This is a genomic window from Blautia sp. Marseille-P2398, from assembly GCF_964240315.1.
Lineage (GTDB): Bacteria > Bacillota > Clostridia > Lachnospirales > Lachnospiraceae > Blautia_A > Blautia_A wexlerae.
Genome location: NZ_CAXSTD010000001.1, coordinates 251,125 through 263,721, shown reverse-complemented (window position 1 = coordinate 263,721; position 12,597 = coordinate 251,125). Strand labels below are relative to the sequence as shown.

Sequence of the window (12,597 nt, the reverse complement as noted above, 5' to 3'; positions counted from 1 at the left end):
GCTGTTTTCAAATTAAGGAAGCTTATTCACCGAAATAGAGTTTCTTTGCCAGAGCCTGTGCTGCTTTGATGTCAGTATATCCCTGAGATTTTCCAAGACCTAATTCATCAAGAATCTGTCCTTTGGTGTAATCCTCGCAGATAAGGTCGAGAATACGACCATACTTCGGATTGATTTCATGAATCTTTTTTAAGAGATCCTGAATAATCATACGGAGCATAACGGTTTCTTCAAGATTTTCCGGTGATGCAGGTTCAAAGCCTTTGCCATCTTCTGATGTGGCTTCGTCCATAAACTGGTTAAGAGAGAGAACATCATCTGATTTAAAAGATGCAAAGTGTGCTCTGACATCAGTATTGAACTGTTTAAGGGCAGCAGGCTTGTCCTCAATTTTTACAGGTGCAAATGCTACCAGAACCTTATTAGGTCCGATATGCCAGGTCTCAAGGTTGTCCTGGCACATATTGAAGTGTTTCACCATTTCCCAGTCCACACGGATTGGTACGAGGCATTCTCCCAGATGAAGTGGGAGATTGTTGTAACTGCGACGGTTGTCGTAGTTGTGGTTGTCATTGGTTGACTGCTGATTTTCAGTACTTGTCTGTACATTTACATTGATTTCCATATCGTGCGGCCTCCTGTGTCCGCTGAATGCGGAACGAAGGCTTCGATATGAAATTCAGATAAGCATCGATTGTCTTATTCATGGCACGTCTCCGTTCCGTAAAATAAGCAATCAGGCTTCTTAGCCCCTGATGCGGTTAATTGGGTTCATCACGCCACAACTCTAAGAAGATGCTGGCCAAGCAGTTGTTTTGTGATGTTCTTACAGAGAAAAGAAAATGTTCATGTACGTAAAGAAAATATCGATTTTTCTCCTAATGTGTGATATAATGAAATATCATGGTGAAATTCTCTTCTTTTCTCATTTGGAACACTTTTATTGTAGAAAAAAATAAGGGAAAAATCGTTTGGGACGAGTTGGTTGAAAGTTGAGGATGAGTTGCAAATTTGGGAGGTGAAAGCATTGTCAGAATTGGTTTTTGCAACCTATTTAAAAGAACTGAAAAATGCATGGGCAGAAGAAATAGCAGATCCGGATTTGATTAATCTACTATATGATGCTGTTTCTGAACCTATGGAGTTGGTGAACAAAGAAAATGGCACTATCACGACCGAAAAATCTGCAGCTAGTAAGATTGTGAATCGTCAAAAAGGTGGAAATGCGCTAAAAGTTATACGAACTAATGCCAATAAGGATAAAGTGCGCTCCTCCATTGAACAATATTTCGAGAAAAATGTGGTAAAGAGATTACACAGTGACTGTATAGATGATTTGATTTCTAATCTGAAGAAGATAATCGAGGGAGATTCGTCGATATCGGAAACAAAAAAGGAAGAATTATTAAAGAATGCTTCTAGGAATAAACTTGCAGCGTTTTTGGGATTTACTTATCTGTATTCGTTGACAAGAGATAATGTTTTGAAAGAAATAAGAATAAAAACAACACAGGAAATTGAAGATTATAAAAGACATCCATTAAGAGAAATACCTACTCCGCCAGAAGTAATAGAAGAAGAACGGAAATATGCAGATGCCTTGATGACTGTATATGGTCAGGCAGAGGGCATTCCGAATTTTGATGAGTCAATGCTTGCAGGATTTCCGAAGCATCAGCAGCATTTTTCAGACCAACGAGGTTACTATTTTGCGGCAGAAGCTGTAAGACGAGGAACGCGCGACATATACAGTGATGAAAGTCAGTTCGATGTATTGAAGAATGAGACTTATGAAGGTGTAAAGGAAGTTTGGGAAGAAGAATACAAAAGTGGATATGCACGATTGCGCAAAGTGATGTCGCAGGCATCTGCTACGAGAGTTGATAAGTGTTGGTTAAGCAGAGATACTGATTGGGTAGGAAATCCACAGAAGAAAGGTGTGTGCCATTTCCTTGTTAAAGAAGGGAAATTGGACGGATGGGTACGAGACGATGATGAACAGACTATTTAATACTGTGTTTGAAAACTCGCTAAGAATGCTTCTTCTTTTGAATTTATACGAGATGCCTCAAACATTGGATATGTTATATGCAGTTGATTTTATGACACAGTACGGAAAAACCTTTGGTATTACAAATGAAGAGTTGAATGGAAGCAATCCATTCAAATTCAGTGAGTTTACCGGTCGAAGAGATTTGGTGAAGGAGAGTCTACGGCAGTTAGTGTTAAAAGGATTAGTACAACCAGTCGAAACAAGTAAGGGAATGTCGTACGTGATTTCATCTGAGGGAGAAGAGTATTGTGCTATGTTGGATAGCGAGTTTGCAATGAAATATAAAGAATATGCAAGCAAAACAATTGCGATGATTGGAAATAAATCTGAAAGGCAAATTATAAGTCAGATAAATAAGTTGTCGACATCACTGTGAAAGGAGATTGGCTGATGAGCAGATTTTTTATAAAGCAAATATCCGTTACTGGAGAAAAGGTTTTATTTTCTGAAGTGTCATTCAATGATGGAGTGAATATTATTTACGGACCTTCAAATGCAGGTAAATCATATATAATCAATTGCATAAATTTTATGTTTGCTGGAGACCCACCTTTCACTAAGTCATCGACTGGGTATGATACGGTTACGATGACAATGGAGTCGGATGATGGATATGCAATATTTATGACCAGAAAGATTATCGATGGAAAAAACGGTGAAGTGGGTGAAAACTCCGTAGAAGTGATCAGTAATTATCCAAATGTAGAGAGCGGGCCATATAGCATTAGTAAAAATGAGTACAGTGATCTTTTATTGAAATTGATGGGAATTAATGAACATCACAAGATTATTTCAACAGAAGGATTTGATTCTCAAAGCTTAGGAATACGTACTTTGATACATTTCTTTTTTATAGATGAAGAACATATTTTTGGAAAAAGAACTGTTCTAGATTCACCAAGCTACAGCAAGATTAATGCATACCTGTGTGCATTGAATTTCTTGTTGACCGGTGATGATTCTATGCATTTGATGCCGGAAGAAACTAAGGAAGAACGTGAGCGGAGAATCACTGAGCGTACAGGAGTTATTGCCTATTTGAATCAGAAAATAGAAGAATTATCTCAAAGAAAAGCGGAGCTCGAGGCTAGGGAAGCAGTTGGGGAAACTGATGCAGAAGGAAGAATAGAAGAGTTACTTTCAGCGATTGAAGAGATAGAAAATGAAATAGGAACAGCTTCATCAGAAAATAGAGAATTAATGAGAGAGAGATACGAAATTAGTACGAAAATTGAGGAAGCATTGTTCCTTAAAGATAGGTATCGTGTATTAAAATCTCAATATGAAGCGGACATATTGCGCTTACAATTTATATGTGATGGAGAAAGAAAAGAAGATACTATTGATGAGGCAGTTGCGTGTCCATTTTGTAATCATGAAATAGAAAAAGGAACTGTAGCGCATGAATCATACATAGAGTCTGCAACAATAGAGATTCAAAGGATTCAGCTACAAATCAGTGATTTGATTTCTGCTGAATCAGATGTTTGCGAAGGCATTGATAAGTACGAAAGAAAATTGCAAGAGATAGATGATCAGATTGCTGAAATTACAAATTCGATTAATGGAGAATTAAAACCAAGGGCTGCAGAACTCAGGCAGTCTGTTGAAGCTTATAAAGAAATTTTAAGAGCTAAGCAAGAGATATATGCAATTGATGCTATGGCAACAGAGCTTAATACAGATGTATTTGAAAAAGAAAATGAAGAAGATGGTGAAAGTGCAAAGTTTAAAGGAAGAGAACTTATCAATAAAGATACCTGGAAGGTTTTGAGTGATAACCTAAATTCAATGATAAAAGAGTGTGGATATCCAAATTCACCGGAATCCAGATTGAATATAGATACATTAGATGTGGTAGTTGGTGGAAAATTTAAGAAGGATCAAGGAAAGGGATATAGAGCCTATCTGAATACAATTATGTTATTTAACCTTATGAAGTATTTGGAAGAAAACGCAATTTATGCACCACATCTTTTGATTTTAGATTCACCAATACTGTCCTTAAAGGAGAAAAAACACAAAATTACAGAGAAAGAAAAAGCCACGCCTGGAATGCGGGAATCCCTGTTCAAATATATTGTAAATCATTACGGAAAGAATCAGGTGATTATTGCGGAAAATGAGATTCCGGAAGGCGTAGATTACTCATTTGTTAATTTAATTGAATATACAACAGACGAAAGAGAAGGCACTTATGGGTTCCTTAAAAGCGTAAAAAATTAATAGTTGTTGAAGAACTAAGAGGAGAACTTATATGGCGAAGGTAATCAGTTATAATAAACTTTGGAAATTGTTAATTGATCGAGGACTAAAGCGCACGGACTTAAAGGATATGTGCAAAATTAGTTCAGCTTCGATTGCAAAGCTTGGAAAAAATGAAAACCTGACGACGGGAGTCCTGCAAAAGATATGCACGGGACTAGAATGCGATGTGTCGGATATTATGGAGATGATTGATGTCCCGGATGAATTAATCGAAGATGGACAATAACTAAGCTGAAATAGAATGACAATTCTAATAGACAATACTTGAGGAGGGGGACTAATGGCTTTTGATTTTGGAAACGCGAATGATCAACAGAAAGAAGCTATTCAGACAACAGAAGGCCCATTGCTAATAATAGCTGGTCCAGGAACCGGAAAAACATTTACTCTTGTTAAGCGTATAGTCTATCTAATAACTGAAAGAGGAATACAACCTGAAGAAATAATGGTTGCTACTTTTACAGAAAAGGCTGCAAAGGAGCTTATTACTCGTATTACTAATGAATTGTATAAGATGGGGGTTCAAGTGAACCTTAATGAGATGTATGTAGGAACATTTCATTCTATATGCCTTCGAGTAATAAAGGAGCATTTGGAATACACGAGAGTTAAGAAAAATTATCGAATGCTGGATCAGTTTGATCAGAAGTACATGATTTTTCAACATATAAACGATTTTAGGGCATTACCTCACTATGAGGATATATTTACAAAAAAAATTGGAACATGGAAGCAAGCTGGAGAAATTGCAAAATATGTAAGTAATCTATTAGAAGAGTTGGTGGATGTTAATGGAATGTTGAGAGATTCTAATCCAGCAACTGTTGGTATGGCTAATGTTTTGGCATTATATCAGAAGATAACTGAAGAAGAAAACTTGATTGATTTTTCATCTATTCAAACAGAAGCATATTCTCTTATGCTTAACCATCCGGGGATTTTGGCAGAAATAAGAGAAAAAATTAAATATGTAATGGTTGATGAATACCAAGACACAAATTATATTCAGGAATTAATCGTTTTCCTTATTGCAGGAGAGTCAGAGAATATATGTGTTGTTGGAGATGATGATCAAGGGTTATACCGATTCCGTGGAGCGACCATAAGAAACATTCTTGAATTCCCGGATCATTTTATTGATGGGAAGTGTAAGCGAGTTGATTTGACCATTAATTATCGATCAGAAAAAGAAATTATAGATTTTTATAATGATTGGATGACATCTACTGATGAAAAGTTTGTGTGGAAAAATTTTAGATTTCCCAAGAAGATTGTGCCTGGCAAGAAAGACTATTCTTCAGATACAAGAGTAGTAAAATGTTCTGGGAAGAACGGTGTAGAGGATTGGTATGATAGTGTATACGACTTTGTTATATCGTTGAAGCATCAAGGTGTAATAAAAGATTACAATCAGGTGGCTTTTCTGTGCAAATCGGTTAAGAATGACAAGGTAATTAATCTTATTCAGTATTTGGAAGCTATGAATATACCTGTATATTCGCCGAGATCAGAGATGTTTTTTACTAGGCCTGAAGTTAAAGAAATATTGGGATGTTTGATAATGTGTTTCCCTAATTATTTCTTAAGACTTAAAACAGAAAGTTTTACATATTCTTATCCAGTTCTTTATAGGTACTATCGTGAGGAATGTGTCGAAGCAGCGCAGAAACTTATTAAGGCACATAAAGATCTGAAAAAATGGTATGAAAATATATTGCGTAATCATAGTCAATTGAAAAGTAATACAGATTATGCATTTACTGGTATTATCTATCAATTGCTGGAATTTGAACCTTTTAGGGGATATGTTGGAATTGATATTGGCAGTGGTGTTACAGATGAGAGAGCCGCAAGAAATATATCTATTCTTTCAGCTGTTTTGGGCAAATACGAATATTTGCACAGAATAGAAGTATTTTCGGAGAAAAATATAATAAGTGCTCCGGAAATCTTCTTTAATATGTATATGCGCTTTTTATTTGAAGGTGGAATCACGGAATACGAGGATGATTCTGAGTATGCACCAAGTGGATGTGTCTCTTTTATGACAATTCACCAATCTAAAGGAATGGAATTTCCGGTTGTTATGGTTGATTCATTGTCTGCTGTTCCGAGAACACAATCAGATGGAGTTATTGAAGAGATAGAAAAGAAATATTTTCACAGACCTGCTTTTGAAGCGAAAGAAGATATTAAATTCTTTGACTTTTGGAGATTGTATTACACTGCGTTCTCTAGAGCTCAAAACTTACTAGTTCTTTCTTGCTATGAAAAGAATGGCATCGGAAGAACTCCAAGTAAGTATTTTGAATCTTGTTATAGCACATTACCATCATATAATGATGTAGATTTATCAGAAATGGAATTGGAAATGGTTAAGCCTGTAAATATTAAGAAGTCGTTTTCATTTACATCTCATATCGAATTATATGAGAATTGTTCACTACAGTATAAATTTTTCAAAGAGTTGGGTTTTACACAAATTAGAGTAGGTGCTACTTTGTTTGGAACTCTGGTTCATGAAACAATAGAGGATGTACATCGATCAGCAATGCGTCACGAAGAGAGTACTATTACGCCGGACAATGTGCGTGCATGGCTCGATACAAATTATTTGACTTTATCTAAGAGTGAACATTCTTATTTGGGTGTCAAGCAGGTTGATGCTGCTTATAGACAGGTGATTGCATATGTAGAACGGATGTCTAATGGTACAGGCTTGACAGGAGATGGAGTAGTGACAGGAGAATCTCTTTGGAGTCATATCCAAGATGCAGAAGTTGATGTGAGCCTTGTAAAGCCAGAATACATACTTAAGGGTACCGTTGATTTGATTCGTGGAGATGGAAATACAGTGGAAATTGTTGACTTTAAGTCGGAGAAAAGACCAGACTTAACTGAACGGTCAGAGGATTTTGAACGCTATAAGCGTCAATTGGAAGTATATGCACATCTTGTAGAGGAAAAAACAGGAAAGAATGTGAGTAGGATGCATCTTTATTACACTGGTGAGGAAGGGGCAAATCCTACTGTTACATTTGAGAAATCTCAGTACTCAATTGATAAGACGATTTCTGAATTTGATAAGGTTGTAGCTAAGATTCAAAACCATGAATTTTCTACAGAGGCAAAGAACAAGAAGTCATGTCTCAACTGCGATATGAGGTATTATTGCAAGAAAGTTAAGAAACAATAGGGAGGACATATGGAAATAAAAAGATTTAGCGATTTTATAATATGTCCTATTCCAGCTGTATCTGAACTAGATCAGGCTGAGATAGAACAAATCGTAACTCATACGCATAATACATGGCAACACGATCGTCCAATTCAAGAAATAAGGGAAAATACAATTCAGGGAAAAAGGGCGGAAATAGTAATAGAAAATATTCTAAGGGATAATAGTACTTCCAGATTTTTGGCATATGACAAGATGAGAAGAGATAATTTTAATAAGCATGCACCATTTGATGGAATTATTTATCGCAATGATATTACCACCAATATATTGCAGTCAGCAATTGATAGGATAAACAATGATGTGATTAGTATTGCGGGAGACTCTGGAACAATTACTGTTGAGACAAGAGAATATTTGGAAACAAGTGGCATTTATACCATTGAAATTAAATCTTCTTTACTTCAACATCCAAGAGATTATCGCTGTATTAATGGTGATATTGAAGTTACTAGATCTGATGATAATTATCTAAGATTATGTGAATATGTAAAAGGTTTTTATGATTATTTTGTGTATCCACATTTTTGTAGGGATAATAGGAATATAACTTCATTTTATGATTACACAAGGTACATTAGAGACATTAATAATTGGGGCTCAAGGAATAAGCAAGAATTTGTATATTCTTTAATGAAACAGGAATTTGATAATGCATGCAATATTTATACAAGAGTTTTTTTTGATTTGAGAAGAAATGAAATTTTGATTCCGGGATATATCGTAAAAACAAGATTTTTCGAAGAACCGCGTATTAGAAAAATGCCATCTCCAAAATCTCAGAATGCAATTTATTATATGTATCACATGCAACATGGTAAGAATATTTTAGAAATTGATAATGATGAGGATTTGCTAAGATGGAACAGAATTGCTGCTTATCAAAAATTATTCGGTGCAAATATTCCGTATTGTCCTTATTGTGGGAATAGGTTGAGAATGGTAGAGGTTACAGGACAAAATAGTAAATTCCTTTATGTATGTGATTCTTGCCCCAGAGAGCACAAATGGATGGAAATGACAGATATTTACAGAACCAATATGTAGGAAGGATTAGTACATGGAAAATTTATCAAAAAAGAGAAGGGATGAAATGATAGCCTTCTTAGAGCTGCTTAAGAAACAACATTCGGATGATGATTCGTTAATAGCGATTAATAGGATTGAAAAGGAATTGACCTCAAAGAAATATGGTTTGGTGTGGGAGGAACATCAGGAAGAAGTTGATAAGAAAATGGAAACGCATATTCCTGTATTTTCAGAGATTCCGGAATATGAATTGATTGAAGATGAATATAATACATCTTTTAACTTTCTTTTAGAAGGCGACAATTTACATTCTTTAAAATTATTAGAAAAAACTCACAAGGGGAAAGTGGATGTTATTTATATAGATCCTCCATACAATACAGGAAATAAAGATTTTATATATAATGATGAATTTGTGGGGCGAGAAGATTCGTTTAGACATTCGACATGGCTTTCTTTTCTTTCAGAAAGGTTGCGAATTGCCCATAAATTGCTTTCTCCAGATGGATTGATTTTTGTGTCTATTGATGATAATGAACAAGCACAATTAAAACTCTTGATGGATGAGATTTTTTCAGAAGATAACTTCATTATATGTATGCCAAGAATTACCAAAAAAAGTGGAAAGACAACGTCTGCATATGCGAAGAATCATGACTATATTTTGGTTTATACAAAAAGAGAACAAGACATCTTTGTTATGGAAGAGCATGTAGATGAGGCGTTTAAATATGAAGATGAGTATGTTAGGGAACGGGGAAAATACAAACTAAATCAAACTTTAGATTATGATAGTTTGTCATATAGTTCTTCGCTTGACTATCCACTGGAAATCGAGGGAGAAATATTCTATCCAGGCAGCAGTAAAGAATTGTGGGAAGAAAGACAGAAGGGAAACCATAGACGTGCTGATTGGGCATGGAGATGGAGCAAAAAACTCTTTCAATTTGGATATGATAATGGATTTGTTGTTATAAAGAGGAAAAAGGATGGCTCTGCAAGAATATACACAAAAACATATCTGAACGCAAAAATTGGAAAAGATAGCAATGGCAATTTTGTCATTGAATATAACAAAAGAGTTAAGGCGACCAGCTCATTAGAATATATTGATAATAAATACTCGAATGACAATGCAAAGAAAGATCTTTCCCTATTTGGATTAGGCGATAAATTTGATTATTCTAAACCGGTAGAGCTTATTAAAAAGCTGGTAAAAGCATATTATAAAAATGATGCATTGATATTAGATTTTTTCGCCGGATCGGGAACAACTGCACAAGCGGTGCTAGAACTAAATGAAGAAGATGGGGGCTCTCGCAGATTTATTGTCTGCACAAATAATGAAAATAATATTTGCCAGGAAGTTACTTATCAGAGAATAAAGACTGTTTTGACTGGAAGAATGGCATCTGGTTGCGAATACAAAAAAAGAGTAAAAGGTAATTTGAAGTACTATAGAACAGATTTTGTAGACAAAAATTCTGATGAATTGGTAGATGAATTGCTTGAACATATAGTAGAGATGATTCAGTTGGAATACGGAGTAAGTATTAATAATTCTCAGTATCTAATTGTCATGGATGATGACGAAATGGATGATTTAGAGACGAATTATAATTCTTATAAGAATTTGAAAGCAGTGTTCTTAAATCAAGATGTATTGCTGTCTACTTCACAGGAACGAATGCTCCAGAATGTTGATACATTTATAATTCCGGACTATTACTTTGATTTCGAACTAAGGGAGGCTGGAGAATTATGGTAAATGGAATAATGGATTTTGAATTCCAGGATAATTGCGTTGAGTTCCTGATTGACAAGACATTGGATCCTGCAAGTAAGCAGGTTATCACAGTCAAAGCACCTACGGGGGCTGGTAAAACTGTCATGCTCATTAAATATGTAGATGAGTATCTTAAGAATACAAGTGGAAATACCGCTTTTGTATGGCTATGCCCAGGTAAAGGTGATCTTGAACAACAGAGTATGGATAAGATGAATGAGCTTACTCCACAGAGAGATACTAGGAATCTCTTGTATTCTATGCTTATGGGCTTTGAAGGAGGTAGTGTTACTTTTATCAACTGGGAACTTGTTACTAAGAAGGGAAACACTGCACTTAAAGATGGTGAAAAAGCAAACTTGTTTGAAACGATTGCCGCTGCCCATAGGGATGGAATTCAATTTGTTGTTATTATCGATGAAGAACATCTCAATAATACGAAGAAGGCGGATGATATTATTAGAGCATTTGCTGCAAAGAATATTATTCGTGTGTCTGCAACAGCGCAGAAGGTAGCACATCATGAATACTATGAAATTCCGGAAGATGAGGTTATCAATGCAGGACTTATTACACGGGCAATCTATGTAAATGAAGGCGTTGATGAGAAAAAACAGATCACAAATGATTATGAGTACCTTCTTGAGTTGGCTGACGAAAAGAGAAAAGAAATTCAGGCTGGATATGATGCAATCAAAACAAAGATTAGGCCACTTGTGCTTATTCAGTTTCCGATGGGACAACCAGAAACGATTGCAGGTGTAGAAGCCAAGCTTGAAAGTATGGGATATACCTACGATAATGGCATGGTTTCAATTTGGATGAGTGATATAAAGAGAAATATTGATGATCTTACAGGAAATGATGGTTCACCAGCATTTCTTTTAATGAAACAGGCCATTTCTACCGGATGGGATTGCCCGAGAGCAAAGATTCTTGTAAAGCTTCGCGAGGGCGGTAGTGAAGATTTTCAGATTCAGACAATTGGTCGAATTAGACGTATGCCTGAAAAAAAGCACTATGGATTGAACACGCTTGATTATTGTTATATCTATACATTAGATAGCCATTACAAGATGGGGCTTATGTCATCAATGGATAAGGCTTACCAGGTTAGGAGATTATTTGTGCGTGATGAGGCAAAAGATTTTGTTCTAACCAAGGAACTTCGAAATCTTGACTTTGACGGACTTGGAGAGAGAGAAACGTTAGAAAAAGTATATGAGTATTTTAAAAAGAAGTATAGTCTTGGAAGTGATATGCGTATAAATCGGGAGAATCTTGAGGCTTGCGGATACAATTTTGATCATGAAATAGATAGTAAGATACTACAAGGTATATTCCGAACAACTGAAGAATTAGCTTCAGGAGTAGGAAAGAACAATGTAACAATCAAAACTGCAGTAAATACTCATTCTCATGGTATTTATTTGTTGCATTCCGTTGATGAGATTAAGAAGGTTACAGGCTTGCAATCGCAGAAGGTGAAGAATATTCTTCGTAGAATGTTCAGCAAAGGGAAGAAAACAAAGTACAAATTCGTTGCATTGGAAAATTCAGATTTCTATGCATTTATCATTAATAATGTTAAGCAGTTGAAGATTGACTTTAAAGGATGTACTGCTCAGATGGGCGGAAGACAGATGTCATTCGTTCTTGAGCCAAAGCAGGCGGAGTTTTCTATTCCAGAGATGGAAATATATAAGTATAGCGAAGTGAAGAAACGACAGCTTATGCGTTTGAATGCCTATCTGGAATATACCAATGAATTTATTACTGACAAGACTCGAAGTATGCCAGAGAGATTATTTGAAAGATATTGTGAAACAAGACCGGATAGAATTGAGTGGGTATATAAAAACGGTGATACAGGGCAGCAATATTTATCAATAGTATATCTGGACGGTTTCTTAAAGCAGTGGCTGTTTTATCCGGATTATATAGTTAAAACGAATGATGGTCAGGTTTGGTTGATAGAGACAAAAGGTGGAGAAGTAGCTGGGCATAGTAAGAATATTGATATTCAAGTAGAAAATAAATTCATTGCTTTCAAACAGTATGCCGAAAAGTACAAGCTTAATTTTGGTTTTGTGAGAGACATTAATGAGGATTTATTTATCAATAATACAGAATATCACGAGGATATGTCTCATGATAGTTGGAGGCCACTTAGTGATTTACTTTGATTTTCAATAAGGGGTGGAAATAATAAATTGGGGGTAT

At 35.6% G+C, this 12,597-nt stretch carries 9 protein-coding genes; 8 read left to right on the top strand and 1 reads right to left on the bottom strand.

Annotation, left to right across the window (positions count from 1 at the left end; translation table 11 throughout):
* Positions 1–22: 22 nt before the first annotated feature.
* A complete protein-coding gene (locus ACESZG_RS01225; protein WP_368211184.1) occupies positions 23–625 on the bottom strand; it encodes a hypothetical protein in 603 nt (200 codons plus the stop codon).
* A gap of 360 nt (positions 626–985) precedes the next feature.
* Between ACESZG_RS01225 and ACESZG_RS01220 the strand changes: the two genes are divergently transcribed.
* Genes ACESZG_RS01220 through ACESZG_RS01185 form a run of 8 tightly spaced genes read left to right on the top strand, consistent with a single transcriptional unit; the run spans position 986 to position 12,560 of the window.
* Positions 986–2,011, top strand: a complete 1,026-nt coding sequence (locus ACESZG_RS01220) for an ABC-three component system protein (protein ID WP_368211183.1) — start codon at positions 986–988, stop codon at positions 2,009–2,011.
* The gene (locus tag ACESZG_RS01215; protein WP_368211182.1) at positions 1,992–2,429 is read left to right on the top strand and encodes an ABC-three component system middle component 2; all 438 of its coding nucleotides are present in this window, start codon (positions 1,992–1,994) and stop codon (positions 2,427–2,429) included. Before ACESZG_RS01220 ends, ACESZG_RS01215 begins: the two co-directional genes overlap by 20 nt.
* A 14-nt stretch (positions 2,430–2,443) precedes the next feature.
* Complete coding sequence (locus ACESZG_RS01210; protein WP_368211181.1) at positions 2,444–4,279, top strand: AAA family ATPase; 1,836 nt, start codon at positions 2,444–2,446, stop codon at positions 4,277–4,279.
* Between the two features lie 31 nt (positions 4,280–4,310).
* Positions 4,311–4,547 carry a helix-turn-helix transcriptional regulator gene (locus tag ACESZG_RS01205; RefSeq protein ID WP_306529333.1) on the top strand — a complete coding sequence of 79 codons (237 nt, stop codon included), beginning with the start codon at positions 4,311–4,313 and terminating at the stop codon, positions 4,545–4,547.
* Between the two features lie 54 nt (positions 4,548–4,601).
* Entirely contained in the window at positions 4,602–7,517 is a 2,916-nt protein-coding gene (locus ACESZG_RS01200; protein WP_368211180.1) for an ATP-dependent helicase, read from the top strand.
* A gap of 9 nt (positions 7,518–7,526) precedes the next feature.
* Positions 7,527–8,606, top strand: a complete 1,080-nt coding sequence (locus ACESZG_RS01195) for a hypothetical protein (protein WP_368211179.1) — start codon at positions 7,527–7,529, stop codon at positions 8,604–8,606.
* Positions 8,607–8,619: 13 nt separating this feature from the next.
* Positions 8,620–10,356, top strand: a complete 1,737-nt coding sequence (locus ACESZG_RS01190; protein ID WP_368211178.1) for a site-specific DNA-methyltransferase — start codon at positions 8,620–8,622, stop codon at positions 10,354–10,356.
* Positions 10,350–12,560, top strand: coding sequence for a DEAD/DEAH box helicase (locus tag ACESZG_RS01185; protein WP_368211177.1), 2,211 nt, complete (start codon positions 10,350–10,352; stop codon positions 12,558–12,560). Before ACESZG_RS01190 ends, ACESZG_RS01185 begins: the two co-directional genes overlap by 7 nt.
* Positions 12,561–12,597 lie beyond the last annotated feature (37 nt).